The organism is Pedobacter sp. 22226 (assembly GCF_052045455.1).
Classification (GTDB): Bacteria; Bacteroidota; Bacteroidia; order Sphingobacteriales; family Sphingobacteriaceae; genus Pedobacter; species Pedobacter jeongneungensis.
The window spans coordinates 737,277-764,176 of sequence record NZ_JBQEPB010000001.1; the positions used below are offsets into that span (position 1 = coordinate 737,277).

Genomic DNA, 26,900 nt, shown 5'->3' on the forward strand with positions numbered 1-26,900 from the left:
TTGATCAGATTGTGCTGTCAATCTATTTAACCAGATATCTGCCCCAGCTAACTATGAAAAGATTAACCTTACTCACTTTTTTTGCTTTTATGGGCTTAAATGGAGGTGCCCAGGAATATGTCATCACCAAATTTGGCGTAAATGCCGATAGTACAAAACTGAATACCAAGGCCATTCAAAGTGTAATTGATAAAGCCTTTCAAAAAGGTGGGGGAACAATTGTGGTTCCGAAAGGTACTTACCTAACAGGGGCATTATTTTTTAAACCCAAAACCAATTTGCTTTTGCAGGAGGGCGCCGTACTTAAAGGATCAGATAACATTAAAGATTATCCTTTTATCCCTTCGCGTATGGAAGGCAGGAGCCTGAAATATTTTGCTGCCATGATTAATGCCACCAAAGTAGATGGGTTTAGCATTACAGGACCGGGCACCATTGATGGCAACGGACTTAAATTCTGGAAAACATTCTGGTCGCACCGCGATTCTTTAAACAAACTGGGCAGAGAATCTACAAACCTCGAAGTAAGTCGTCCGCGCTTATTATTTATATGGGGATGCAATAACGTCAATATCAAAGGAGTAAAACTGCGTAATTCAGGATTCTGGACCACTCATTTGTATCAGTGCAATAATGTGCTGATCGAAAATTGCGATATCCGTTCGCCATTCAGGCCGGTAAAAGCGCCCAGTACTGATGGGATAGACATTGATGTTTGTAAAAAAGTAACCATCAGAGGCTGTTATATTTCGGTAAACGACGATGCCATCTGCATCAAAGGGGGCAAAGGGGTAGATGCCCGGAAACTTCCTGAAAACGGAATTGTGGAAGACATATTGATTGAAAACTGCACCATTGGCGAAGCCCATGCTACCCTAACCATGGGTAGCGAATGCATCCATGCCCGCAACATTACCATGCGCAACTGTAAGGTAGATAATAACTGCCCCATATTAAAGATGAAAATGCGTGGAGATACCTTTCAGCTTTACGAAAACATTACGGTAGAAAACATTACCGGTAAATGTGGCTCAATCATCGACTTAAACCCCTGGAAGCAATTTTTCGATCTGGCGGGCAGTACCGCAAAACCCTTTGGTACCATCAGAAATATCAGGCTTTCGAACATTAAAGTAGAAGCAACAAAATTTGGTGAAATGGATGGCAATCCTGATGATAAGGTATCCGGTTTCCTTTTTAAAGACTTAGAAGTGAGTACTAAAACACCTTTTCTAAAAAATAAATACCAGGATGTTCAGATCGATCAGGTAATGGTAAACGGAGCGCCTTTAGTAGTGAAACCTTAATCTTCCACCATACTGATCTAAAGTAAAAGAAACAGGTTTCGGGGTCAATCATTTAAGGGCGTAGGCCAAATGATTAAGCATTAAAGTTAATTGATTAAGGTAAGAGGTACAAAAATATACTCCCGGAGCAGAAAGAGAATATGTCGGGTTCTTATCCTCAATCTTTTTTACATCATTATAAACACTTCTCTGTTTTCTTGCCTTCCGTGTTTCCGTATAAAAAAGTATGTACATTTTTCTTTTCTCCGTGATGGTTTAAGCGTGGCTCAGCCTTAAGGCTGCTCGTAAATTTCTGCCTCAATAATGCTTAAGCCCCCTTTTAATTTGGTTTCGGCACGTTCAACACCATCATCCAACTTTTTGCCGTTCACTTCTACACCAATATTGCTGTTCTCCTTTTCTTTTCCCGAACCGGCCAGTTGTATGGTTACTGTTTTCCCTTTTGTTGCTTTGAAGTTTGCAGTAAAATAACCCAGGCTTGGTGTACTATTACCCTCGAATGCTACTTTTCCATCCACTAAAATTTTTAATGGATAAATTTTTGTCCTGAAGCCATTCAATTTTAAAGCAACAGCCGATACACTGCTTTCCTTTGCCAGCGTGTATTTTATCCAGGCCGTTGCAACCTTTCCATCATTTACCCAATCGCTCAGTTCATTGTCATCAAAACTTAAATGGGTTTTATCGTTATTGGCTCCTGCTTCGGCAGATGCAATTTTAACCGATTTTCTCGTTACCGTGTACGAGGGATCGGGCGGGGTTGCACCTTTGCTTAAGTTAGGTTTCAAACCGTCGGACGGCAGTTGAGCAGATAATCCGTTCGTAGTTTTAACCGCTAAAGTTTCAAAAGAGAGGTTTGCGGTTTGCAGGCCTTCAGCCTTTGCCGTTAAATTGATTTGTCCGGCAGTGGTTGTCGAGCGGATCAAAACGCGGTTTACGCCACTTTCCACAGGAAGATCTTTGGCTAAAATGTAATTATCAGGTCCCTGGGCAAGGCCTCCGCGCCATTCAGCAGGGCCATTTAAACTAAAACTGATCATATTTGAAGCCGTGGGGCAGCGATTCCCATCCTGATCTACTACTTCAACCTGAACAAGCACCACATCAGCGCCATCTGCCTTAAAACCGTTAGGGTTTTTTATTGCGGTAAGTTTCAATCCTGCTGGCCTGCCCGCCGTTTTTAATTGTGTTTCGGCCAGTTTTTTTCCTGCTGAAGAATAGGAGATGGCCCTGATGGTTCCGTCCTGGTAAGCAATATTTCTAAAAGTGAACAGAAAGCCATTGCTTTTCTCGCCAAAACCAAGCGATTTATGATTTGAAATTAGTTCAACCTTATCGCCAGCGGCCACTACATACACATTCTTTTTTATGCCAGCTTTGTAGTTCCAATGCCCGATTAAATGAAGACCAGTCTTTTTTGCATCAACCCAGCCATCCCACATGACCTGGTGTGCAAAATAGGCGTCTTTCGGAATGCGCATGGCATCCACTTCGCCACTTCTGCGGTAATTTTCTTCGCCACGGTGGTGGGTATTCGAATCAGAAAATATGATATTTACGCCGCCCGAACTTACGCGGGCTCCTGTACCAGGGCGTTCCTGGTAATATTCGTTCCAGCGGGTTACGTCTTCAATGGCAAACGAATCCTGATTGCGGTTATAATCGCTCGCATCGGCATCCTTATACTTAGGGCCAGCGCCATTCACGTGAAAAGGAGGGGAAAACTCGTCCCAGTATTTTCGCAAGGCTTCATCTCTGGCATATTCCATAGACCATAGGGGTTTTGTTGCACTTTTATTGATGTACAGCATCTCACCACCATATTCGGCTTCAGGAATATCCAGCATTTCTCTTGATCCGATGGCCCGGCCGCCATTTGGATCGTAAAGATTTCTAATGTCTTTCATTTCCTGCATGTGCGCTGCACTGACCGATTCATTTCCACATTCGTAAAAGATTATGCTCGGGTTATTGCGGTTGTAGATGATGGCATCCGTCATTACCGCTTTGCGTTGGTCCCATCTGGTACCGGTTACATCTTTTTCTGAATCTCCGGCAGGCATTGCCTGGATTAAACCCACCCGATCGCAGGATTCTATATCCTGTTTCCATGGGGTAATGTGCATCCAGCGTACCAGATTGGCATTGCTTTCTACCATGAGGCGGTTGCTGTAATCGCTTAACCAGGGTGGTACCGACAGGCCTATTGCAGGCCATTCGTTGCTGCTGCGCTGTGCGTAACCCTTCATCATCAATACGTGGTCGTTTAAATACACCATACCGTTTTTAAAACCGGTTTTTCGAAAACCGGTTTTGGTGCTCAGTTCATCGATGATTTTTCCTGCTGATTTTAACCTTGAAGTAACCGTGTACAGGTAACCGTAACCCCAGCTCCAAAAGTTTAAACCGGTTACCAGTGCTTCTGCTTTTAGGGTTAAAGTATCGCCAGCTTTAATCGTGGTTTCTGCAGATGTAAATGTTTTTACGGTTTTTCCATCAAGATCTTTTAACTCCACTTCATAAACCAGTTTCTGATCTGTACTACTTTCATTTTTAACCTGCGATTCGGACACCACGACGGCTGATTTGCCTTTAATGTTGAAATCTTTGGCGTAGCAGTAATTTCCCGTGGTTTTTAAGGTAGAATAAAGCGGAAGGGTTTGATATACATTACCTGTTATATGCAAACGTACATTTTTAGAGATACCACCATAATTGGCATTAAAATTTTTGTCGTTCCATTGATAGCCGGAGTTGGTGGCTTTTTCTCTGTAGTTCCAGGCGTTATCAATCTTTACGGCAAGTACGTTTTCCTGGTTTGGAATAATTAAAGCACTGATATCAAAACCAAAGGCCATTACACCATTCTCATGCCGGCCGATAAATTTGCCGTTCAGGTAGAATTCTCCTGCCTGCCTGATGCCTTCAAATTCAAGAAATACCTTGCTGCTCTGGCTGTTTGCCGGAAGGGTAAAATGTTTCCTGTACCAGGCAATGCCGGTTGATAAATCTTCTATCGATTTTTTGAAGGCTTCATCCTCATTCCAGGCATAGGGCAGGGTAACTGGCTTCCATGTGTGGTCATCAAAACCGGGGTTTTCTGCTCCCGATAAATCACCAACATGAAGTTTCCAGCCAAGATTAAAGTTATAGGTTTGCCGGGTGGCGGCAGTTTGTTGCGCCATCCCGAAAAAGGGCAGGAGCGCAGCTATTAACATGACGTAAATAAGCTTCATATGTTTGGTTAGGGTTTTAAGCTGATGGATAACGGTTTATCGCGGTTGCAGGTAATTTCGCCATCCTGATATTCAAGTTCTGCCAGCTGGATTACGCTTCTCCTGGTGATTGCATTATCGGTTCCTTTATTTTCGGGTGTTCGGCCAGGGTGGGTAAAATAATAAATATAGGCTTTATCGCCATTTACCACCACATCGGCATGTCCGCCCATTACCCCGTCATCAACTCCTTTACCAGGCTCCTGTAAAATGTTTTTGGGTTGGCGTTTCCAGGTTAACAGATCGGTTGAAGAATAAATACCAAGGCCTTTCCAATTATCTACAACCATCCAATACGTATTTTTCCAATAGAAAACTTTTGGGCCTTCGCAACCTTTATCGCCAATCAGTTTTGTATTTTTATCTTCCCAGGTATAAAGGTCTTTACTATCGGCGTAATAGATCGATTTGCCTGCCATTTCGTTGTTGTAATACATGCGCCAGCCTTTATTATCAGGTAGTTTAAATACGGAGGCATCAATGCAACGATCGGAGGCAAGGTTTAATTTCGATTTAAATTTCCAGTTGAGGAGGTTTTTGCTGGTAAGGTGAACAATATGCCGGGGGTGGCGCCAATCTTTAAAAACGCCGGGCACATAGGTTAAGTACATGTGGTAAATTCCTTTATTTTCGATTACTTCCGGTGCCCAGTGTGTGTAATCAGTTAACCGGTACTGGATGTCGCAGGTATCGCGGTATTTCCATTTTACCCCATCTTTTGATTCGGCAATACCGATGCGTGTACCATGCACCCAGCTTACGCCATCGAGGTTTTTAACATTGGCCCTGCGGTTGGTGTAAAACATAAACCACTTCTTTTCCCCTTTGTTCCAGATCACCACCGGATCGGCAGCCCCATCGTAAACAGGGTCGCTGTACAAGGGTTTTGGAACAAGCTGCGCCTTTTTGCTTTTTTGGGCAAAAGTATATGTTGAAAACAGCATTAAACAGGCAAGCAGGATTTTCTTCATCGTAAAAATGATCATCATGGCATCGTATCCATACCACCGGACGGAACGCCATTTTTAAAGGAGAAATATTTGGTTAAATGTTAAACGAGGTTAACATTTAAAATTAAAAAAGCCATCCTGTGCTATCCTGTATAAATTGAATTAATTATCCCGCAGGTGGTTTTAAATGAAATCAAACAATTGAAAATGATTAAGAAAATCTAATTTTTATGGTTTCTCCTGTTTCCTTAATCTTTATCCGTTAAATAAAAATAACCGGGCAGGCAAGTCCCTTTCAGGTTTGCAGGGGTGATTGACGCTGCACCATATTTAAACAATGCAACCCATTGCAGGATAGAACAGGACGGATTAATAAATTAAAAGCCCTAACCTCGTATAACCAAATATAAATACTAATTAATTTTTTCTATATGAGCATTAAATACCAAAGCCTGCAGGGATAGCTATTTTATAATGTGCCAAACCGATACGGCATAAGTTGTGCGTCGGAAACACAGGGCATCAAAAAACAGGCTTATTAAACCCATTATTTTCTGAAAAGGGTATTCATCCATATCGCATGATGTTGATTGCCCGGTAATATTTCGCTCTAAAATTTAGCAGATTCTGCAATATACCTTTCTAATAACCAAATATTTACATAAAAAATAATACTATGGATCTTAATTTTTATCCTGAAAACCTCAACCGGCGTAAAGTCTTTTCGTACAAAAAAATCCTGGTCACCGGAATTTCGGCATTGAGCTTACTATGTGTGGTAAACACAGCCCGTGCAGATTCATTTATCCGCGAAACATTACTTGCTAAAACAGCTCCAAACACCGCTCTGAGCAAGCGGGATGTGAGCCTTAAAGGAAAAATTGTGGATGAAAAGGGCGAAACGCTGGTTGGTGTGAGTGTTAAAATTAAGGGTACCACGATTGTAGCATCAACTGATGTTAACGGTTCTTTTTCGGTTACTATTCCATCAACGGTGAGCAACCCGGTTTTGGTGGTTTCATACGTGGGTTATACCACACAGGAAATACCTGTAACAGGAAAAACCACCATAACGGTTCAACTTAAAAGTTCTGCAAACGATTTGGATGAAGTTGTAGTTGTTGGTTACAATACGGTTAAAAAAAGTGATTTAACCGGCGCGGTAGTAAGCATCGGCGCAAAGGAAATCAGATCGAGGCCTGTAGCCAATGCACTGCAGGCCATGCAGGGTAAAGCTGCTGGTGTAGACATTACCTCGAATGAGCGGCCGGGACAGGTAGGAGATATTAAAATCCGTGGCCTCAGGTCGTTAAAAGCCAGTAATTCACCTTTGTTCGTGGTAGATGGTATCCCACTGCAGGCTGGTGGAATTGATGCAATTAACCCTAACGACATTGAAAATATCGACGTTTTGAAAGATGCTTCTGCTACTGCCGTTTATGGTTCGCGCGGCGCAAACGGAGTGGTGCTGGTAACCACAAAAAAAGGGAAAGCCGGGAGATTAACACTCGATTATGTGGGTACTGCAACCATCGAAACATTAAATGACAGGATGGAAATGATGAACTCGGCACAGTATATCGATTTCCGCCGCGACGCATTCAGGGCATTGCCTGCTACAGACAGCAGAAAATATCCAACCGTTCCAACGCTGGCGAAAGACAGGGAAATTTTTGCCGGAGATCCCAATGTGCTTGCAAACATCGAAAAAGGCTGGGTAAACGGTATTTATGATGGAAGTTTGGTACCCACTACCGATTGGGGCGATCTGGTAACGAGGACGGGCATTACGCAGGACCACGTACTGAGTGTAAGTGGCGGAACGGATAAAATGAAAGCTTACGGATCATTCGGTTATCTGAACCAGACCGGTACACAGCTGGGCCAGGATTTTGAAAGATACAGTGGTAAATTAAGTGTAGAAATTAATCCGGTAAAATGGTTTAAAATGGGCTTAAACGTTACTGCAACTTACAGTTTACAAAATTATGGTTTCGTTGCGGCCAGTGCTTCGGGTGCGGGTAATATTTACGCAGCTGCACGTGGCATGCTTCCAATGGCTATCCCTTACGATGCAAATGGAAACAGGATTAATCTCCCTGGTGGCGATATCAACATCCAGAACCCAATTCTGGAAGCCGATTATAACATCAATTTACGCAAAACATTAAGAACCTTAGGCTCGGCATTTGCTGAGGTAAACATTTTAAAAGGATTGAAATACCGCATCAATTTCGGTCCCGATTTTTCTAATTTTTACAACGGAAAATACCAGGATGCAAAATCTGTAAACCGCGATGCGGGTATTCCGGGATCAGTTAACAACTATGCACAGTTAAACCAAAGCAATAAATTCGCTTATACCCTCGATCATTTATTGTATTATGATAAAACCATTAACAAGCACAGTTTCGGCGTAACCTTATTGCAGAGTTCATCGCTGTTTCAGGATGAATCGTCATCACTAACGGGGAGTAAAATAAACCTCATCGCGCCACTTTGGTATGGATTAAGGGCAGGAAGCATTACCGCTCTGGATGGATTTGATACCGATTTTAGAAAATCTACCCTCGAATCTTACATGGCCAGGATCAATTACAGTTTTGATAATAAATACCTGCTAACGGCATCCTTGCGTTCGGATGGGGCCTCGCAACTGGCTGAGGGCAACAAATGGGATTTTTTCCCCTCAGCAGCTTTGGCATGGCGTATGGATCAGGAAGAATTTATGAAAAATATTAAGTGGGTAAGTCAGCTGAAATTAAGACTGGGTGTTGGCAGTACCGGTAACTCTGCTGTAGATATTGGCAGCACTTTAGGGCTTTTGCAGCCGTTAACCTATACTTTTGGGAGTGCTGCACAGATAGGTTATGTTGCCTCCGATGCATCCCTGGCAAATCCGATCTCATTTCCGAATAAACTGTTAAGCTGGGAAAAAACCCGGCAATATAACCTCGGTTTGGATTTTGATCTCCTGAAAGGGAGGATCAGCGGCTCACTGGATTTATATAAATCCAACACAACAGATTTGATTCTGCTGAAAAAAATCAACATCATCAATGGTTATCCTACCTCTTATGATAACATTGGCTCAACTAAAAACAAAGGACTCGATTTAACCGTAAACACCGTTAATGTAAGAACGAAAGATTTCAGCTGGGAATCGACCCTTAATTTCTCGACCAATAGAGATGAAATTGTTAAACTGAATGGCGGGGATATGGTTGCTGACCTTTTCTTTATTGGAAACGGAATTAATGTTGCTTACGATTTCGTAAAGGATGGCATCTGGCAGAATACCCCTGAAGACAAAATAGAGCTTGATAAATTTAAAGATAACGGCCAAATATTTTTACCGGGCAGTATTAAAATAAGGGATTTAAACGGAGACCATATAATTGATCCCAATAACGACCGTCAGGTACTGGGCCGTTATACGCCGAGCTGGAGTGGCGGTATCACCAACACCTTCAATTACAAAGGTTTTGATCTTTCAGTGTTCATCATTGCCCGCTATAACTTCCTGATCGCTACAGGTGCAGAATCTTTGCAGGGCCGTTTTGCTCAGCGTGTACTGGATTACTGGACACCAACCAACCCGACTAACGATTATCCGGCCCCTAACTATGGCAGTGCTGCCGGCGATCAGTATAAAAGTGCCATGAACTATCAGGACGGCTCTTTTATAAAAGTCAGAAACATTTCACTGGGCTATAATTTTGCAGAAAATATCACCAAAAAATTAACGCTTTCCAGATTGAGGATTTATGCACAGATGATTAACCCGGGACTGATTTATTCGAAAGTAAAATGGATCGATCCGGATCTGGGTGGTTCTACTTTTAACAGAGGTGTTGTATTTGGGGTTAACGCAAGTTTTTAAAAAAAATATTGATTATGAAAAAGATTATAAATTTAATATCAGGCGTGTTTTTGTTAGGAGGCTTAATGGTGCTTCCCACTTCCTGTAAAAAAAGTTTCCTGGATGAGGAAGTGATCAACTCACGTAATACATCCGATTTTCAGAAAACAGAAGGGCTGGACGGCCTGGTTATCGGAATGTACCAAAGTTTAAAATTCCATTTTAATTATACATGGGCCTATACCAGTACCAATTATGGGGTAGATGAGTTTACGGTTGGCGGAGACAGAACAGAGCAGATGTGGAATTCTTACGACGGAACCTTAAATTCTTTTAACTCGGATGTACAGGCCGTGTTTGATAACATGTACACCAATATTAACACTGCAAATATTGTGATTAAAAATGTACCCATTTACTACACTGGTGCCAACAAAGACATCCGCCTGGGCGAGGGTTACTTTATGCGTGCTTTCGATTATTTTAAACTGGTAAAACAGTATGGAGGGGTGCCTTTACAACTGGAATCATTAGAAACCATTAAGGATGAATTTACACGCAACTCGCCCAAAGAAGTTTACGAGCAGGTGATTCAGGATTTTACACAGGCTTATAACCTGCTTCCTTCTGTTGCTGCAGAAAGAGGGAGAATTACCAAATGGGCTGCCGCGCACTTTCTGGCAAAAGCATACCTCTTCCGTGCAAGCGAAATGAACAACGAATGGAATAGTGATACCAAAACGGCTGACCTGCAGAATGCCATTAAATATGCAGATCTGGTAATTGGCAGTGGCCAGCATAGCCTGGCAACAAATTACAGTGATCTCTGGAACTTCACCACGGTTGATGGTGCAAATGAAACCAATAAAGAAATTATCCTGGCGGCCCAGTTCTCTAATAACACTGCAACACAGGGCAGATATGGCAACCAGATCCACCTGTACTATCCCTCAATTTATCAAACCCTTCCCGGAATGATCCGTGATATTGCTGGCGGCCGGGAATTTCAGCGCATGCGGTCAACCGATTATGCTCTGGATGTTTTTGACCGTGTTAACGATTCGAGGTTCTGGAAGAGTTTCAAAACACGTTATATTGCCAATAATGCGGCCAGCATCCCGAAATGGATTAAAGGCAGTGCACCAACTCCGGCACAGGAAGGACAAGCAAAATTTGCAGTTGGTGAGGAAGCCGTTTTATACATAGTTAACAACGCTGGCGATACCAGATACACCCCAATAGTTCCCGGTGCAGATCCGGCACTGCCAACAGATCTTGCCCGCCGTAAACCTACCATGTTTGTAAGATATTTTGTAGGGCAACCGCAGAGTTATTTAAATGCCCATGGTAATTATACTGTTAACCAATATGTGGCTTTATCTAAATTTATGGATGGCTCCAGAAATCTTGTTGCCTCACAGTTTGGGCAGCGTGACGGAATTCTGGCCAGACTTGCTGAAACTTATCTGATTGCTGCAGAAGCGTACGGACGATTGGGCCAGTATGCACAGGCCATACCTTATCTGAATAGCGTGAGAGACCGTGCAGCCTATAAAGAAGGTGAAGACCGCTCTTCTTATGTTGACGGCGGAATTGCTTATAAAACTAATCCGGCGGTAACCTCAGTAATTGTTTCATATTCAGATAGAAATACCTATTTTGAATCGAACAACATTCCTGTAACCACTGCAAACACATTATCATCAATGCACCTCAACAGCGAAGCTGATATTTTTAATTCCAGCAGGGATTTTTATGATAAAGTTGGAGCAAGTTCCAATGAAGATAAATTCAAGGCTTTTATCCTTGATGAACGTTCAAGAGAACTTATGGGCGAATTAATGAGGTGGGAAGACCTCGCACGTACCAAAACACTGGTGGCGCGTACGGCAGCATTTAACCTGGAGGCCAAACCGGTTGCAACCAAACATTATCTGCGGCCGATACCTCAAAGTTTTCTTGATGTACTTAAAGTTGGGGGAGAACCTCTAACATCTGCCCAAAAGCAGGCTTTGCAAAATCCAGGCTGGTAAACACGTTGTAAATTAATTGTGATATTTTTTAAAGGATTAATCCACTATACAATGCCGATCGATTACACTAATTTAAGAGAAAAGTGAAAAGACAAACAATCTGCCTGATGCTGGTGTCCGTTATCCTGGTATCATTCATTCAAAAAACAACGGTAAAACTCCGTACAATAGAGTTAAAAGTACCTTTTAAGATGCCGCCAATTACGGTTCCGGACTTTAGCAGTTGCGAAAAGTTTAACATTGTAACATTCGGGGCCGTTAAAGGAGATATGGCGCGGACCACCCAGGCGATTGCTGATGCAATAAATAAAGCAAACAGTGTTAACGGGGGAACTGTTGTGATCCCACAGGGCGAATGGCTTACCGGGAAAATCTATCTCAAAAGCAACGTAAATCTCCATTTAGATAAGGGGGCAACATTACTTTTTTCTGCTAACCCAAAAGATTATCTTCCCGCAGTAAATAGCTCGTGGGAAGGTATGGAATGTCTTAATTACTCACCGCTGATTTATGCTTATGAATGTAAAAATGTAGGGATCAGTGGTGAGGGCGAAATTAAAGCGCAGATGGAAACATGGTCAAAGTGGTTTGCCAGGCCAAAGGCTCATATGGAAAGTATCAGGCGCCTTTATAATCTCGCCTCGGCATATGAACCCATTTCTGCAAGGCAGATGGTTAACGATACTGCAAATCTCCGGCCCCAGTTTGTTCAGTTTAATCGTTGCGAAAATGTACTGTTAGAAGGAATAAAGATCACCAATAGTCCGTTTTGGACCATCCATCCTTATTTATGCAGGAACGTTGTAATCAGAAAGATTAATGTTTATGCCCACGGCCACAATAATGACGGGGTGGATCCGGAAATGAGCCAGAATGTACTGATAGAAGATTGTTTCTTTGATCAGGGCGATGATGCGATTGCAATAAAGTCTGGCCGGAATCCGGAGGGCTGGCGGCTGAAAACACCATCAAAAAACATCATCATCAGAAACTGCACAGTGAAGAATGGCCACCAGCTGGTGGCCATAGGAAGTGAGCTTTCGGGTGGGATAGAAAACGTGCTGGTAGAGAACTGTAAGGTGCTGGACGGGGCTAAACTTAACCATCTGGTTTTCATAAAAACCAATGAACGCATGGGAGGATATGTGAAAAATATCTATGCAAAAAACATTACGGCTGGAAACATTGACCAGGGCATCCTGGGGATCGAGACAGACGTGTTATATCAATGGAAAAACCTTGTGCCAACTGTGCAGGTAAAACTCACACCAATCAAAAATATTTTTCTCGAAAATGTTAAAGCAGGGCACGTGAAATTTATATCACATGTTAAAGGAGAAAAAACATTGCCCGTTGAGAATGTTGTGCTTAAGAATGTATCTGCCGGTACAATAGAAGGTGAAAAACACCTTCATGAAAACCTGGTTAAATTTAAAGAATCAGACTAGCCAATCATGATTGGCTGGAGAAATATCTTCATGAATTTAAAAAAACTGCAATTATTTTAGTTAGAAAAAGAACCGGAGGATGTTAAATTTGCAACGATAACAATTTCAGAAATTAAACATCAGCTCATTTCAACCCTATGAAATTTTACAAAAACTTATTGTTCATTTTTTCTTTTTTGCTTTGCGGACAGGCCTTTGCGCAAAATGATCCGACAATTGCAGCCATACGTAAAGAGTATAACCGGATAAACGCGCTTAAACTGAGCCAGCAGCATTATAAATATGAAAAGGCCGGTTGTGTAGAAGAGGGAAGGGTAGATTATTTTTTTGAGGGTAAAACCATTGTTAAAATAACTGAATCGGGCTTTATTGGTGACGGATCGTGGACAACCAGTTATTTCTACCGTGCAGGAAAACCTGTATTCTGTTTTGAAATGATTGAAGGCGGGCCGGCTGCGGGCGAAACAATTAAAACAGAATACCGCATTTATATCGAAGATGGCCGGGCATACCGCGTAATGGAAGGAAGCAAAGTGATGAAGGATGAAAATATATCTCAGGAACAGATCCAGCGGGCTAATAACATTTATAAAGCATATGCTACCAAAAAATTTGGAGAGGCGCTTTGCTTTTAACTGCATCATCCTTTTTTAGTAAATTTGCAAAAAAAAGTTACCCCGTTTTGCTACATGAGCACCAGAAAGTTGAGCAGGAAAATTTCGATTATATTCCTTTTAGCCATCCAGGTTATTTTTTTGTTTGCCATTTTTCGTGAACATCTGCAGTCATGGTGGTCTGTTATTTCAATACTGGTCATCTGCCCGTTGATCCTGGTGGCTTATTTACGGGGGCAGCTGCACCACCACGAACACCAGTACGAACACGTTTTAGTGGTATGCTGGATCCCCATCGGTGCAGTTTCCTCTTTTTACCTCAACCATTACCTGTCTCTCGGGCCGGTTATCTCTGCTTCGGCCGTTGGTTTTACAGCTTCTTTCCTTCCGGTATTCAAAAAAAGTTCTGAGTATCTCCGGCAGCTCCCGGCAGCAGTTTACTGCGGTGCATTTATCGGGATGTCGAGCACAGCAGTTGCGCCAAATATCGTATTTGTGCTCACTGCCAGTTTCTTTACGGCAATACTCATTATTGTTTCCAAAAGCCTTTTTTCGGGGGTTGGGGGCAAGCTTGGAACACTGGCTTTTGCAGGTGTGGTAATTACTTCCTTTATTTATTATCTGATTTCTGCCTATGCTTAATGGCGCAATATTGTTACTGGTAGGCTTTTTTGGCGCCATACTTACCTTTTACCTCAATGAGGGGTTAGGGCAGGGGCCGGTCCGTTCATCGGCCATGTTATCCCTTGGCGTAGCACTTTTCTTTCACTTCTTCCCACACATCACTGATCCTTATCTCGTAAAAAACATACCGCTGGTTTTTATCGGTTCATCCTTTATCGGCATGGTTTCCAGTCGTCTGGTATCCAGTTACTGGCTTATTGGCCTGGCAGGCACTGTATTTTGTATTATATTTCGCAATACAAGCCGTTTTTTTACTGGCTACGGGGGCGCCCTGGGTATTTCTGCCTGTATCTCACTGCTGGCCATTCTAAGTATTCCTATCGTAACCAAAAAACACAGGCTCACCAATGGTTTCGCGATACTTAGAAAAATGCTTTTCAAAATCCGGAGAAAGCAGTAAAACAGGCTCATACTGAATTTCTTCAGATCCATGTAAAATAGAATCAGAATGAAACATTGTGATCTCTTTTCTGGTTTATGGTAAAATAAATTTGAATTAAAAACATTCATATGGAATATAGAAGATTAGGTAAATCGGGCTTACAGGTGAGTGCCCTGGGGCTGGGCAGTTGGCTAACTTTTGGTGCCCAGATCAGCGATAAGGTTGCAGATGAGTTAATGGGGATTGCTTACGATGCAGGCGTCAACTTTTTCGATAATGCTGAAGGTTATGCCGAAGGGAAATCGGAACTCGTAATGGGGAAAATCCTTAAATCTCAGGGTTGGGAGCGCGAATCGTTCGTCGTATCGAGTAAGGTATTCTTTGGTACCGAGAACAAAGGCCCAAATCAGACCGGGCTTTCGCGTAAACATGTAACGGAAGCCTGCCATGGCGCATTGAAAAGGCTTCAGGTTGATTACCTGGATTTATATTTTTGCCACCGGCCGGATAAAAATACCCCCATCGAGGAAACCGTACTGGCAATGAATACCTTAATTCAACAGGGTAAAATTCTGTATTGGGGAACCTCAGAATGGAGTGCGGCTGAAATTACGGAGGCCATTGGCATTGCGAAAGATTATCGTTTAGTTGGTCCGACAACGGAACAGCCTCAATATAATCTGTTCGAAAGAAAAAAACTTGAAGATGACTTTCTGCTGCTTTTCAGGGATCATGGCATGGGTACAACCATATGGTCGCCTTTAGCATCAGGTTTACTATCAGGCAAGTACACAAAAAGAGATGTGAAGGATACCCGTTTGGCAGATGCAAAACTGGGTTGGCTGAAAGATAATGTGCTGCAGGCAGACAGACTTAAAAAAGTGGAGAAACTGCAGGAAGTTGCTGATCAGCTTAATGTTTCGCTGGCCAAATTTTCGCTTGCCTGGTGCCTGAAAAATCCAAATGTAAGTTCTGTTATCCTTGGTGCTTCAAAAGGAACACAGCTGAAAGAAAATTTAACTGCCCTCGAGGTGGTTCCGCTGCTTACCGGTAAGGTTTTAGAGCAGGTCGAAGAAATTATGGGCACAAAACCTAAACTGCCGCAGTTTTAATCATTTATTCGATATCGTATTTATCCAGGCACGGTAGCGGTAACGCTGTCGTGCTTTTTCATTTCTGCCGTATATGCTTTACCAGATCAGAAAGAGTGGCAGGGCTGCATAAAATGGCAGAACAGTTTTTTTTAGGAGTGAGAATTTTAAAAAAAGGTAAAACAAATGATGGATAAAAGGCATTGTTATGGAAAATATAAATAATGAGCACGATTAATACATTGTCAAAAGACCTTCAGAAATTCATTGATAAGTTTGAACCGAACAAGTTCAAAGTAATGGGCAGGGGTATAGAAGTAAGGGGAGTAAGCAATATCCACGATGCGATTGAAACCGCAAAGGGTATTATTGAAAAACTGAAACTGAATCTACGCGTTTCACACAATGCAGAAATGGTGAGCTATGGCGCATTTGAAGTATGTGTGCTGTAAGTACACCACTTGCGCCACCAAATGAAAAGGTTGTCCCGTTTTTTCTACCAGTTTAACCGCTGAAATTTCTATTAAATTATCGGCTCTGGCATTGATTGTTTCGGTTTACGTATATATGTTGAAATCACAAAAATTACGAACCCGAAAAGCCAGGTCGAGAAAAGTACGATAAAGAAAATCTCCCTGATGGAGGAATGAAAGTATCCGGGCTGGTAGAATAAACGGTTCAGGGTGTTGATTTTTTCGGTTAATGCATTCCGGTCGAAGTTATTCCTCATCTGGTCGAGCTGGTCCTGATCTTTATCCCGAAAACGAAAAACATCCTGGTTAAGGGCTACCGGATTAACAGACGATTCTATGTTGTATTTTTTCAACAGCGTATCCAGCTTTTTAAACGATTGAAGTAAAGAATCTTTATTTAATTTATAAAGCAGCTTATATCGTTCTATCGCATTTTGACGCTGTTGTTTTGCTACACTTTCGTCGTTAACCGGACTGATCAGCGTCTTGTTTTCGAGAAAAACGCAAATGCTATCGTCGTATTGCGGGTTAACTTCAGCTCCTTTAAATATTATTTCGGTGCTGTCTTTTCTTACCGTTTTTGTTATGATTCTTTTCTGTAATTCTTTCTCGTCAAAGCCGAACAATTCATCGGCAGCGTTGGTTGCGCTTTTTAACTTTTCGTAACCTGAAGTAAGCATTTTTAAGGTATCAATACTGTAATATGCAGATTGCAGGCTAAAAGATTCCTTATCTGCCAGGTCGTAAAAAACAGTATCCATTACCTCAATTACCGGATAGGGCTTCGGATACAGGATGTTGGTTACATTAAATAATGTTTCCGAATTGTAGGCAGAGCCTGGGTATAAAAAAGGATTTAAAACATTTAACAACCTTTTATCAGCATTGAAGTTTTTTTCTGGTAATTCCTGTCTGAGTTTAGCATTCAGCCCGAAACTGTAACTTATAAAGAAGGTTAACGATAAAAAGACTACCGGAAGCAGCACAGCCCCGATTTTAATCAGATTCAGGATGCTGTACTGTTGCCTGGAATAATTACGGATCAGTAAAATAAGAAGGGTCAGTAGAAAAATACCGGTTACGAAGAAATGGGAAATAGACACATCGTCGTAAAACTTGAAACGGTAAAATTCTGTGTAAATATTAATCTTCCCTATACCCGCAAACTTAAAATAACCATATATAAAGTAAGCCAGGTGTATTAGCGCAAGTACAATAACAGATTTTAAGAGAAACTTTTTTAGATTGTGGCTCATAAGGTTTAATGCTGATTATAGTGAATTCTAACGCTCACCAGAAAAAATCGTATTCGTCCACAGATATCATTGTTTCGGAATTTTAGCTGTATCCTGAAAAATTATACCTCTTTCCTGGATATGGATACAGTCGTTTTTAAATGAGTTGCGTTTTATGATTTCCAAATATAATAAACGCGATTGACATAAAATGGCCTCATCAGGCACAGGCTGAAAAAAGAATCTGCCAATTATATCAATCAGGTATTTGTGATATTTTCCTTTAATCCGTTTTAAATAAAAAGTCTTGGTACCAAACCAAACAATTTCCATTTTTAAGACTTATCATTTAACTATGATATTTCAGCCACCGATTTGACCCCTGATGAAACAGCTTAATAAATATTTGCCAATAGCAAATGCAACCGCACTTATCCTTACCATAGTGATAAATTATTTGTCTAATGCAGGAGAACTGAACGGAAATACAATGAAGGTAATCTCTGACCGGTATGCCAGTTATTTTACACCAGCCGGTTTTGCCTTTTCGATATGGGGGCTGATTTACTTGGGCTTACTTGGCTTTGTATGTTACTCGATAATCAACAGAAAAGAAGCTAAAATCACAACAATTGTAAGTAAAATCAGCTGGTGGTTTGTGCTCTCCTGTCTGGCAAATTCATTTTGGGTTATAGCCTGGCTAAACGATTATTTAGGCCTGTCTGTTGTTATTATGGTCATTCTGCTCATCAGCCTGCTTGCAATTATTACCCGTACAAGAATGGAACTTGATGCGCATCCGCTAAAAGAATATCTTTTAATATACTGGCCTTTTGCCATTTATGCAGGCTGGGTAACAGTTGCGCTGATTGCAAATGTTTCTGCATACCTTACCAAAATCGGTTGGGATGGCTGGGGGATCAGGGAGGCTTACTGGGCAGTTGCAATGATCGGGGTGGCAGGCCTGGTTAATGTAGTTATGGTGCTGACCAGAAATCTCCGCGAGTTTGCCTCAGTAGGAATCTGGGCATTGTTTGCCATTTCTGTAGCCAACCAACACCAGCCAGATCAGAAACTGATAGTTTATACCTGCTACATCGTTATGCTGATTTTGCTGGTCTTCATTATTAGAAACGGGCTGAAAAACCGTGACCGTTCTGTGCATAATATGTGAGGTACCGGCTTTTTGCAGGGCTATGGTGAAATTGATATTTACCGGATAGTGGTTACATGTTTTAATTCGGGAACGTATTCAGTAATAATGGTATCTCTTTCAGTAATCTGTGTAAGTGTTTTAATAGCTGCGATGCCGAACTTTGTTATCGCCGGCAGGAAATAATTTATATTAGGAAATTAATCAGAATCGACATGGAAAAGAGAATATTAGGAAATAGCGGCTTAGAAGTTTCCGCATTAGGTTTAGGTTGCATGGGTTTAACTTTTGGTTATGGCCCTGCAACGGATGAAAAAGAAGCGATTGAATTGATCAGAAATGCCTACGATTTGGGTATTACATTTTTTGATACTGCCGAAGCCTACAGCCAGGGTGGAAATGAAACCTTAGTGGGAAAAGCTGTAAAATCTTTCAGGGATAAAGTTGTGATTGCTACCAAATTTGGCTTTCTGGATGGCGATTCTACTAAAGGTTTAGACAGTAGTCCGGCAAGAATCCGGAAAGTGATAGAAAATTCGCTAAAATTTTTGCAAACCGATTATATCGATCTGTTTTACCAGCACAGGGTTGATCCAAATGTACCGATTGAAGAGGTTGCCGGAACAGTAAAAGATTTAATTGCTGAAGGTAAGGTGAAACATTTCGGCCTTTCTGAAGCCGGTGTAGAAAGTATCCGTAAGGCACACGCTGTACAACCTGTAACGGCTTTGCAAAGTGAATATTCTTTGTTCTTCCGCGAACCTGAACAGGTAATTCTTCCGGCTTTGGAAGAACTGGGCATCGGTTTTGTGCCTTTTAGTCCGTTGGGAAAAGGATTTCTAACCGGAGCCATTAACGAAAGTACAACTTTTGATAAAAACGATTTCAGGAATATTGTTCCGCGTTTTTCAGAAGAAAACAGGAAAGCCAATCAAACTTTGGTTGATTTGTTAAAGGCTATTGCTGCTGAGAAGGAAGCCACCCCGGCACAAATTGCGCTGGCCTGGTTGCTTGCCCAAAAAACTTTTATTGCGCCTATTCCGGGTACCACCAAATTACATCGTTTACAGGAAAATGTAGGTGGTGCGGCTGTGGTATTAACAAAAGCAGACCTGGAAAAAATTGAGCTTGCGGCATCAAAAATCATGATTCAGGGTGAAAGGTATCCTCAGCATCTTCAAAATAGGGTAGGCAAATAATCAGCCCGAAAATATTCTGGACGAGAATGAATCACAGAAAGTTAAAATGACGGTAAATAAAATCCCGGTGCCTACATTAGTGAAAACTTGGAATAAGGAAAATTTAATATAATGAACATTAAAAAATGGAAGATTTAGAACATAAAGGTTTTAAAGCAGTACCTGCTGAATATTTTTCGGGAAAAGCTTTTTTAAAAACTTTAGTCGCAGCAGACGAGATAACCAATTGTAACATCAGCGATGTCGCTTTTGAAAAAGGTTGCCGCAATAACTGGCATACCCATCCCTCCAATCAGATCCTTATTGTTAAAGAAGGAGTGTGTTATTATCAGGAGGAAGGGAAACCCGTTCAAAAGTTTGCAGCAGGAGAGGTAATTAACATCCTGCCCGGTATAAAGCATTGGCATGGTGCTTCTCCTGACGAATCGATGGTTCATATCGCCATCAATATCAATACAGACAAGGGCATGGTAAACTGGATGGAACCGGTAAGTGATGAACAATACAACAGCTAAGCAATGATGGTCAGTGTTGCCAGGTAAAACGTTTCTTTAACCGATACCTGATCATAAAATAGCAAAGCCTATCCGATTTTAGGTATAGGCTTTGTTTGCTATATTTATTGTTGATTTTCAATTGGTTATAGTTAATATTTCAAGGTAAAATAGTGTCGGGTGGTAATGGTGCATCTTGGTTGTAAACCATAATATCGGCTACTTCCTGTGCAATTTTGAGGCCATCCAGTTTGCCGACAAGGTAGAGTGCGCCATCAATACCCGAAGTAACGCCTCCTGTTGTTACAAAATTGCCATCTGCTACATACCGTTCGTTTTTAATGAAACTGATATCAGGATATTCCTTTTGGATATCTTCAATTGCAGCCCAGTGTGTAGTTGCATTCTTTTTGCTGAGTAATCCCGTTTTTGCAAGAATGTAAACACCAACACAAACCGACATGATTACAACCTCCGGATGTTTGGCTTGTCCGATAATCCAGTTAATCAGTTTAGGCGAGCCACTGCCAAAAGATAAGGCACTACCTTCGGGCATGATCTGTCCGGGAATAACAATGATATCGGGTTGCGGACAATTTTTTAGTGTAAAGTCAGGTGTAATATTTACAACCAAACGCTCACTTTTGATTTTTCGGGCAGATTCTGCAACGGTAAATACATGGTACTTATCCTGGTTATAGCGGTTCGCTTTTACAAATACATCCAGCGGACCATTCATATCAATCAGTTCAACCCCCGGGTAAATCAACACAGCCACATTTATTTTTTTATCCATTGTGGTGATATTTATGATGTTAAATCTATAATAAAAAAGCTGCCCCAATGGAGGCAGCCCGTTCTATTTATCTGCTTTATGATACCTGCATGTTAAAGGCAGAGCTGTTCATTAACATTGGTGCCTCTGCTGCCAGTCCCTTTCCAAGGCTATCTGCCATCAGCATCATATTACCCGGTGCACGGGCGGTGAGCAATTTGTTGGCGTTTGCCTGGTTGGCAACGGTGAACTTGGCAAATTCTGCTTCATTACCAGATCTGCCGTTAATCTGAACATCAAAAATAGCCCTGGCAATTTCATCCTCCGTAAACTGGTAGAGCGTGAAAGATGCAGAGACTTCGAGGTGTGTTAAACAGTTTTTACAGGCTACAACGCGCCACCTGCTCAGCACCGGTTCAGCGCCAAGGAAATGCCTGACGCCATCTATGGTAGCATAAGCAGAAAGCACAAATGAACCATTAATTTTAGCCCTGTTGATGCCATTTATGGTGAGCACTTTATCGCTTTTGTGTTCTTCCTGAGGTGCAGATGCCTGCAGTTTCAGTTCACTTGCCTGATCAGTATCATCAAGCGACAAACTTTCATAAGTAAAACCCAGCTGGTTCTCTATGTCGAAAACATCGCTTGAGCGGTAATAACGTTCTTGTCCGTTCTCCACGAGTTTGAAAGGGAAAAGTGGCGAATCCATGGTTAGCTGCTCACCTGGTTCGTAGCCCACAGGAGGTTGCTGGCCTTCGTTATTGGTTCCCGGATATTGCTGATCGGCAGGGAAGCCCGGTACCGATAGGTCTAGATTAGTGGTTGAATTGTGTTTTTTCTGCCACATCCAGAAAATCCGGTCTACATTGCAATGGTGGAAGAAGAAAATCGGGTCGAGGCCTGCAGTTTCATTCTCACCCATATCGCCGTTCGCATTTGAAGGCACATTGGGATTTGGAGAATTAGGGTTGGCATCCTGTCCGGGCATATTAACACCGCCTACCGAAAGGTGGATACTGCCGTGAGGCGATTCGAGCGATTGCGCATTAACATTATTGTATTTAGGATCGTTCCACTCGCTGCGGGAAGTATTGTTAGAGAATACTGTATAGCAAGGTGCATCGAGGCTTTTTTTATAACTGTCGTACACACCACCCCTGAATTTGCCGACAGGCGTAAACGGATTGTCGGGATTAAATTGATCTGGTATTTCTACCGTACCGCCCAGCCAGCCTATCACATTATCATTCAGTAATTGAGTAGTCAGCTTTACATTGATGGTATTAGTGCCCGGAATATAGTAAGCACTATTGTTGAGTTCTGCTGCTGCACGGTCGGTAGGCCGGCCCACCAGACCCGATAAAGGGTAACGCACCGTTTCGTAACCCTGTGGCTTGGAATAAGAACTTACCTCTACATAATCGTGCAATGCCACCGGCAATACAAAAGATTTTAATGGATTAGGGATGGTTACATTATTCGAAAAAGTAAAATACTCATCGGTAAGGATGGGCGGCACACCTAAAAACACCTTGCTGCCATCAGGTTTGGTTATTTTGTAGGTTTGGTCCCAGTAAGGCAGCATTACACTTTCGCAGCCGGGAACACTTTGCAGTGCTTTTTCGAGTTTATGCAGGTACGCACGGTGCCAGGTAGGAAAAAGGATATTGCCATGGTTGCAATAACCTCCCCAATAGCTGCCATCGTAAGCACCGCGACCTACAAAAGGCTCACCGTGGAAACCGCCGAGAGTCATAAATGAATTGGGATTATCGGCTGGCAAGGCCTTGATAAACTGCCAGGCCACCATGAGTTTTTCAAGTTCTTCGGGTTTGCCATTATTAAAATCGTTGTAAATGTTTTGAATCGACCTACGTACTTTTAGTGTTGGTTTCATTGGTTAGGTTTTTTTATTTGAATGGATATGTTTATGATTGGGTAATTTGTTGTTTGCCAAATGCAAAGCGTAACCGGCCTGCTGCAAGGCTGTTAAGCAATGAGCCACCGATAATAAAGGCCATGCCTACCATTAGCAGGCTTTGCTCTGAAGGAAAAAGCACCCGGGCAGCAATGAGCGAAAGCGCGCCCAAAAGACTGATGAAAAACGGAAGATAGCCTACCCGCTGAGCCCTGCGCAACAACAGGAACATATGTACGCCCAGCATCATAAATAATACCGGAAGCAGCCAGCCCATATACGGTAGTCTGGCAATACTGAGGGAGCCGAACATACTCATGTATGCTGCCCAGCACATGGGGCATTTTGGAAAAAAAGCAATAAGTATGCTCAGCAAGGTAGAAAAGAACGATTGCAGCATGGTTTTGGTTTTAGCAGGTACCGGAGGCGGTACAACTGCCTGTTGCACTGCAGGAGCATTGCAGCAGCATTTGGGAGTGGGATTTAGATGGTTCATATGGGATGTTTTTTCTTGTTTAGTTAACCATTTTCTGATATTGAGCAAAACAGGATGCCGCCATACCAACCAGGCTTGTGCCGGTAGTAAACAGGGGTATAGCTGGTACAAATAGTATGGTTCACGATGGAGCGGTAATTTTCTATTGCGTTGATTTGTAATGCGTAACCTAAAGATAGCGCCTTGAAGAGGTAGAAAAAACCGTTTTAATACTGTTTTTTATCTGGATTATTTTTTTATATTATCATTTTAATCCGGAAGAGGTTGATACCGGTATAATCTGATCCTTAAAATACTTAAATCTGAGTATAAAAAATGGGGGCTTAATTGTTTAGTTTTGGTGTAATCCAAACCAATCAGGAATATTTTTCAGCTCTCTATACGTTAAATTAATCTCCCATGTACACGCTCATCCCACCAACATTCCTGCTGCTTTAATGATATACCTCACAGGAGGAAAAACAGATATCCGGCTGGCCCGGGTAATTATATCCTTTCTTACCTGTTCCAAACAACCATACCAAACAAACAGAATTTATGAAAACAGAAAACTACGATGTAATCGTTATTGGCGGAGGCGCCATAGGCTTAGCTACGGCCTTTCAGCTCGGCAAACGAAAGGCCAGCACGCTGGTACTCGAACAATTTACTTTTGTAAACCAGTTGGGCAGTTCTGCCGGCGTATCGCGCCAGTTCCGCATCCCGTACCCGGATGAATATATGGTGCAGATGGCTTTGGATGCGCAACCTTATTGGGACGAGCTGGAAAAAGAAACCGGTACTTCGTTGCTCGATAAAGTAGGAACGCTATGGTTCGGAGATCCGGCAGTACACTCAACGGAAGGGAATATTGCCGAAGCGGAGGCTGCACTAAAAGCACTAAATGTTCCCTATACTACGCTAACAGCAAAAGAAATCGAAGAAAAATACCATTTTAAAAACTTACCCGAAACCTATACCGGATTGTTTCAACCGGATGGTGCGAGCATTAATTTTAAAGCCACCATCGAAACGCTTTTAAACCTTTGTAAGAAAGAAGAAACCGTGCAGCTGGAAGAAAATTCGCCAGTGCTTAAGATTAACCAGATCGGCGAACTTTTTGAAATTGAAACGCCAAACGGCATTTACATCACCAAAAAACTGTCCATTATTCCCGGTCCCTACATTAACAGTGTCATTAATCTGCTCGATTTTAAAATAGAGGCAACTTATTGGAACATGTCGTCGGCTTATTTTAAAAAAACCGATCCCAATATCCAGTATCCAACCTGGTTTGTATTCCAGAATGCCATTGGCGAAAACGGCAATCAGTTTTATGGCTTTCCTTCGGTAGACTGGGACCATCCTGAATACATCCGTGTGGCGCCAGACTTTGTAATTGAACCCATTGAAGAGCCAGCTGACCGGACATTAATTCCTAATCCGCAGGAATTGGGTTATACGGCTGATTGGGTAAAAGAACACATGACAGGGCTGGCAGCTGAACCTGAATACACTTCGACCTGTTTAATTGCCCTGAGCAAAATCCCGAATAAAGAACTACTGATCGATTTTGCGCCAAACTATGTGCCCAACCATAAAAATATTGTGTTATACGCCACAGGCTGGGCGGCAAAATTTACACCTTTCTTAGGTAAAATTATGGCCGATCTGGTATTAGACGGGCACACCGATTTCGACATTAAACCATTCCAGTTAGGGTACAAATACTTTAAAGCATTTTAAAAAACCATCTCAAATGAATAAAAACACGCCTTTAAATACAGGAAAGCAGCCTGATTTAAAATTAGAAGTAGCCATTATCGGCGCCGGAACATCCGGTTTATATACCGCTTACCGTTTGGTAACGGATGAAAAATATACCGCCAGCGAAGTACAAATCTTCGATATGAACGATAAGCTGGGCGGAAGGTTAGAATCAGTAATTATGCCGGGGATGAATTTCTGGGGCGAACTGGGAGGAATGCGTTACCTTACCTCGCAGGAAATTGTAACTACCCTGATTGAAGGTTACCCGCTTTCGGAGCCCGATCTGAATAAACGCATCCCGGTTTTGAAAGATAAAATGACACCTGTTCCATTCCCGATGGGCAGTCCGGCAGAACTGATCATGTACCTTCGGAAAGAGCATTTTAAACAAGATGCCTGGACGGTTGCACAGGCAGCAGGTGAAAAACTCAGCACCCGCTATTACCTGAATGATGATGATTTCGGATTCAGCTCTGATCAGTTGTTCAACAAAATTATTTACGAAGTTTTAATGGCCGATCCTTACGTGGCCGAAACTTATGGGAAAAAAATCATCAAGGGAGCCTCGGTGTACGATTACTCTTTTGAATTAACAAGTGTAGACTGGGATGATATTAAACCTAAACTGGTATATAATTTTCCTAACTCGCCGTACGATAAGCGTAAGGTAAACGACCTGGGTTTCTGGAATTTAATTAAAGACCAGGTTTCGCAGGAAGGTTATGAATTTTTAGCCAATGCAGGCGGTTATTATTCGAATACCATTAACTGGAACTCAGCCGAAGCTTTTCCTTACATGGTGGGCGATTTTACTGCCGGAACAATTTACAAAACCATCGAAGAAGGTTACGACAGCATTGCTTATGCAGTGGCAAATGCCTATACCGATCATGAAGGTGCCTGCATCTGGTCGAAAAATAAGCTGCTTACTTTCACCAAAACACATCCTTTGGTAAGCACCCATAAATACCAGCTTACTTTTTTAAATCTCGAAACCAATACCACCTGGAATGTATATGCGAATACGCTCATACTGGCCATGCCGAGAAAATCGCTTGAGCTGCTGGATCAGGAGAATTTCTTTTTCAATGTAAACGAAAATTCATACCTCAATTACAATATCCGTTCGGTAATTATGGAGCCTGCTTTTAAAATATTAATGGGTTTCCAATACCCATGGTGGAAAGATTTAGGCATCGATTCAGGTCACTCGATTACCGATTTACCGATGAGGCAATGTTATTATTTCGGTACCGATCCTGAAACCAATAACTCCATGTTACTGGGCAGTTATGGTGATATGGAAACAGAAACCTTCTGGAAAGCGCTCACGGATGATAAATTGCTTTTCGAAGTGAAACCTGCTAAATCGGCCTCTTTAAAAGAACTGCATCAACTGGATAGCGTGCAGGCCACTAAATTAATGGTAGATGAATTAATGACCCAGCTGCGCGAACTGCACGGGCCGGAGGTAACCATCCCCGAACCTTATGTAACCTATTTCAGAGATTGGACGGACGAACCTTTTGGTGCCGGGTACCATGCCTGGAAAGCAGGTTATTCGGTAGAAAGCGTGATGCCATATATGCGTAAGCCGGTGGAAGATGAGCAGATCCATATTATAGGCGAGGCATATTCTGATCAGCAGGGATGGGTAGAAGGTGCTTTCTGTGTGGCAGAAAAAATGCTGCAGGATTATTTTGGGCTCGACAGGCCGGTGTGGTTAGATCCTAAGTATTATTTAGGGTGGTAGGGAAGGAAA

At 42.1% G+C, this 26,900-nt stretch carries 20 protein-coding genes; 14 read left to right on the top strand and 6 right to left on the bottom strand.

Going from position 1 to position 26,900, the window contains the following annotated elements:
* The first annotated feature begins 53 nt into the window (after positions 1-53).
* Positions 54-1,307, top strand: a complete 1,254-nt coding sequence (locus tag ACTJKC_RS03105) for a glycoside hydrolase family 28 protein (RefSeq protein WP_440790188.1) — start codon at positions 54-56, stop codon at positions 1,305-1,307.
* Between the two features lie 272 nt (positions 1,308-1,579).
* Here the strand turns inward: ACTJKC_RS03105 and ACTJKC_RS03110 are convergent, their stop codons facing one another.
* A complete protein-coding gene (locus tag ACTJKC_RS03110; protein ID WP_440790190.1) occupies positions 1,580-4,543 on the bottom strand; it encodes a sugar-binding domain-containing protein in 2,964 nt (987 codons plus the stop codon).
* A gap of 8 nt (positions 4,544-4,551) precedes the next feature.
* Positions 4,552-5,553: a family 43 glycosylhydrolase gene (locus tag ACTJKC_RS03115; RefSeq protein WP_440790192.1), complete on the bottom strand. Its 1,002-nt coding sequence runs from the start codon at positions 5,551-5,553 to the stop codon at positions 4,552-4,554.
* A gap of 655 nt (positions 5,554-6,208) precedes the next feature.
* On the opposite strand from ACTJKC_RS03115, the gene ACTJKC_RS03120 reads away from it, so the two are divergent.
* From ACTJKC_RS03120 to ACTJKC_RS03155, 8 genes are all read left to right on the top strand, one after another.
* Complete coding sequence (locus ACTJKC_RS03120) at positions 6,209-9,415, top strand: SusC/RagA family TonB-linked outer membrane protein (protein WP_440790193.1); 3,207 nt, start codon at positions 6,209-6,211, stop codon at positions 9,413-9,415.
* 14 nt (positions 9,416-9,429) lie between these two features.
* Positions 9,430-11,427, top strand: coding sequence for a RagB/SusD family nutrient uptake outer membrane protein (locus ACTJKC_RS03125; protein WP_440790195.1), 1,998 nt, complete (start codon positions 9,430-9,432; stop codon positions 11,425-11,427).
* A gap of 83 nt (positions 11,428-11,510) precedes the next feature.
* Positions 11,511-12,875: a glycoside hydrolase family 28 protein gene (locus ACTJKC_RS03130; protein ID WP_440790197.1), complete on the top strand. Its 1,365-nt coding sequence runs from the start codon at positions 11,511-11,513 to the stop codon at positions 12,873-12,875.
* A 137-nt stretch (positions 12,876-13,012) separates the two neighbouring features.
* Positions 13,013-13,510 (top strand): hypothetical protein, encoded by a 498-nt coding sequence (locus ACTJKC_RS03135; RefSeq protein WP_440790199.1) that lies wholly within the window; start codon positions 13,013-13,015, stop codon positions 13,508-13,510.
* Positions 13,511-13,564: 54 nt separating this feature from the next.
* A complete protein-coding gene (locus ACTJKC_RS03140; protein ID WP_440790201.1) occupies positions 13,565-14,131 on the top strand; it encodes a hypothetical protein in 567 nt (188 codons plus the stop codon).
* On the top strand, positions 14,124-14,573 hold the full coding sequence (locus ACTJKC_RS03145) for a hypothetical protein (RefSeq protein ID WP_440790203.1): 450 nt from the start codon (positions 14,124-14,126) through the stop codon (positions 14,571-14,573). The genes ACTJKC_RS03140 and ACTJKC_RS03145 overlap by 8 nt, the downstream gene beginning before the upstream one ends.
* 110 nt (positions 14,574-14,683) lie before the next feature.
* Positions 14,684-15,667, top strand: a complete 984-nt coding sequence (locus tag ACTJKC_RS03150) for an aldo/keto reductase (protein WP_440790205.1) — start codon at positions 14,684-14,686, stop codon at positions 15,665-15,667.
* A gap of 203 nt (positions 15,668-15,870) precedes the next feature.
* The gene (locus tag ACTJKC_RS03155) at positions 15,871-16,098 is read left to right on the top strand and encodes a hypothetical protein (RefSeq protein WP_344851175.1); all 228 of its coding nucleotides are present in this window, start codon (positions 15,871-15,873) and stop codon (positions 16,096-16,098) included.
* A 71-nt stretch (positions 16,099-16,169) separates the two neighbouring features.
* Here the strand turns inward: ACTJKC_RS03155 and ACTJKC_RS03160 are convergent, their stop codons facing one another.
* Positions 16,170-17,375: a hypothetical protein gene (locus ACTJKC_RS03160; protein WP_440790207.1), complete on the bottom strand. Its 1,206-nt coding sequence runs from the start codon at positions 17,373-17,375 to the stop codon at positions 16,170-16,172.
* 364 nt (positions 17,376-17,739) lie between these two features.
* Here ACTJKC_RS03160 and ACTJKC_RS03165 point away from each other — a divergent pair, with 364 nt between their 5' ends.
* The 3 genes from ACTJKC_RS03165 (at position 17,740) to ACTJKC_RS03175 (ending at position 20,221) form a co-directional block, all read left to right on the top strand.
* Positions 17,740-18,528 (top strand): hypothetical protein, encoded by a 789-nt coding sequence (locus ACTJKC_RS03165; RefSeq protein WP_440790208.1) that lies wholly within the window; start codon positions 17,740-17,742, stop codon positions 18,526-18,528.
* 194 nt (positions 18,529-18,722) lie between these two features.
* Positions 18,723-19,706 (top strand): aldo/keto reductase, encoded by a 984-nt coding sequence (locus ACTJKC_RS03170; protein ID WP_440790210.1) that lies wholly within the window; start codon positions 18,723-18,725, stop codon positions 19,704-19,706.
* A 125-nt stretch (positions 19,707-19,831) separates the two neighbouring features.
* Positions 19,832-20,221, top strand: a complete 390-nt coding sequence (locus ACTJKC_RS03175) for a cupin domain-containing protein (protein ID WP_440790212.1) — start codon at positions 19,832-19,834, stop codon at positions 20,219-20,221.
* Positions 20,222-20,360: 139 nt separating this feature from the next.
* Here the strand turns inward: ACTJKC_RS03175 and ACTJKC_RS03180 are convergent, their stop codons facing one another.
* The 3 genes from ACTJKC_RS03180 to ACTJKC_RS03190 all read right to left on the bottom strand — a co-directional run bounded on the left by ACTJKC_RS03180 (position 20,361) and on the right by ACTJKC_RS03190 (position 23,389).
* The gene (locus ACTJKC_RS03180; protein WP_440790214.1) at positions 20,361-20,996 is read right to left on the bottom strand and encodes a DJ-1/PfpI family protein; all 636 of its coding nucleotides are present in this window, start codon (positions 20,994-20,996) and stop codon (positions 20,361-20,363) included.
* A gap of 76 nt (positions 20,997-21,072) precedes the next feature.
* Complete coding sequence (locus tag ACTJKC_RS03185) at positions 21,073-22,872, bottom strand: tyrosinase family protein (RefSeq protein WP_440790216.1); 1,800 nt, start codon at positions 22,870-22,872, stop codon at positions 21,073-21,075.
* Positions 22,873-22,903: 31 nt separating this feature from the next.
* Positions 22,904-23,389, bottom strand: coding sequence for a hypothetical protein (locus ACTJKC_RS03190; protein WP_440790218.1), 486 nt, complete (start codon positions 23,387-23,389; stop codon positions 22,904-22,906).
* A gap of 537 nt (positions 23,390-23,926) precedes the next feature.
* Between ACTJKC_RS03190 and ACTJKC_RS03195 the strand changes: the two genes are divergently transcribed.
* Both ACTJKC_RS03195 and ACTJKC_RS03200 read left to right on the top strand, forming a co-directional pair.
* Positions 23,927-25,114 carry an FAD-dependent oxidoreductase gene (locus ACTJKC_RS03195; RefSeq protein ID WP_440790220.1) on the top strand — a complete coding sequence of 396 codons (1,188 nt, stop codon included), beginning with the start codon at positions 23,927-23,929 and terminating at the stop codon, positions 25,112-25,114.
* 13 nt (positions 25,115-25,127) lie between these two features.
* The gene (locus tag ACTJKC_RS03200; protein WP_440790221.1) at positions 25,128-26,891 is read left to right on the top strand and encodes a flavin monoamine oxidase family protein; all 1,764 of its coding nucleotides are present in this window, start codon (positions 25,128-25,130) and stop codon (positions 26,889-26,891) included.
* The last annotated feature ends 9 nt before the right edge of the window (positions 26,892-26,900 follow it).

Excerpts from the sequence above, each read along its gene's own strand:
- ACTJKC_RS03125 (WP_440790195.1), top strand. The coding sequence starts at position 9,430 with ATGAAAAAGATTATAAATTTAATATCAGGCGTGTTTTTGTTAGGAGGC.
- ACTJKC_RS03105 (WP_440790188.1), top strand. The coding sequence starts at position 54 with ATGAAAAGATTAACCTTACTCACTTTTTTTGCTTTTATGGGCTTAAAT.
- ACTJKC_RS03150 (WP_440790205.1), top strand. The coding sequence starts at position 14,684 with ATGGAATATAGAAGATTAGGTAAATCGGGCTTACAGGTGAGTGCCCTG.
- ACTJKC_RS03195 (WP_440790220.1), top strand. The coding sequence starts at position 23,927 with ATGAAAACAGAAAACTACGATGTAATCGTTATTGGCGGAGGCGCCATA.
- ACTJKC_RS03160 (WP_440790207.1), bottom strand. The coding sequence starts at position 17,375 with ATGAGCCACAATCTAAAAAAGTTTCTCTTAAAATCTGTTATTGTACTT.
- ACTJKC_RS03110 (WP_440790190.1), bottom strand. The coding sequence starts at position 4,543 with ATGAAGCTTATTTACGTCATGTTAATAGCTGCGCTCCTGCCCTTTTTC.
- ACTJKC_RS03155 (WP_344851175.1), top strand. The coding sequence starts at position 15,871 with ATGAGCACGATTAATACATTGTCAAAAGACCTTCAGAAATTCATTGAT.
- ACTJKC_RS03115 (WP_440790192.1), bottom strand. The coding sequence starts at position 5,553 with ATGAAGAAAATCCTGCTTGCCTGTTTAATGCTGTTTTCAACATATACT.
- ACTJKC_RS03165 (WP_440790208.1), top strand. The coding sequence starts at position 17,740 with ATGAAACAGCTTAATAAATATTTGCCAATAGCAAATGCAACCGCACTT.
- ACTJKC_RS03175 (WP_440790212.1), top strand. The coding sequence starts at position 19,832 with ATGGAAGATTTAGAACATAAAGGTTTTAAAGCAGTACCTGCTGAATAT.
- ACTJKC_RS03200 (WP_440790221.1), top strand. The coding sequence starts at position 25,128 with ATGAATAAAAACACGCCTTTAAATACAGGAAAGCAGCCTGATTTAAAA.
- ACTJKC_RS03180 (WP_440790214.1), bottom strand. The coding sequence starts at position 20,996 with ATGGATAAAAAAATAAATGTGGCTGTGTTGATTTACCCGGGGGTTGAA.
- ACTJKC_RS03190 (WP_440790218.1), bottom strand. The coding sequence starts at position 23,389 with ATGAACCATCTAAATCCCACTCCCAAATGCTGCTGCAATGCTCCTGCA.
- ACTJKC_RS03135 (WP_440790199.1), top strand. The coding sequence starts at position 13,013 with ATGAAATTTTACAAAAACTTATTGTTCATTTTTTCTTTTTTGCTTTGC.
- ACTJKC_RS03140 (WP_440790201.1), top strand. The coding sequence starts at position 13,565 with ATGAGCACCAGAAAGTTGAGCAGGAAAATTTCGATTATATTCCTTTTA.
- ACTJKC_RS03185 (WP_440790216.1), bottom strand. The coding sequence starts at position 22,872 with ATGAAACCAACACTAAAAGTACGTAGGTCGATTCAAAACATTTACAAC.
- ACTJKC_RS03120 (WP_440790193.1), top strand. The coding sequence starts at position 6,209 with ATGGATCTTAATTTTTATCCTGAAAACCTCAACCGGCGTAAAGTCTTT.
- ACTJKC_RS03170 (WP_440790210.1), top strand. The coding sequence starts at position 18,723 with ATGGAAAAGAGAATATTAGGAAATAGCGGCTTAGAAGTTTCCGCATTA.
- ACTJKC_RS03145 (WP_440790203.1), top strand. The coding sequence starts at position 14,124 with ATGCTTAATGGCGCAATATTGTTACTGGTAGGCTTTTTTGGCGCCATA.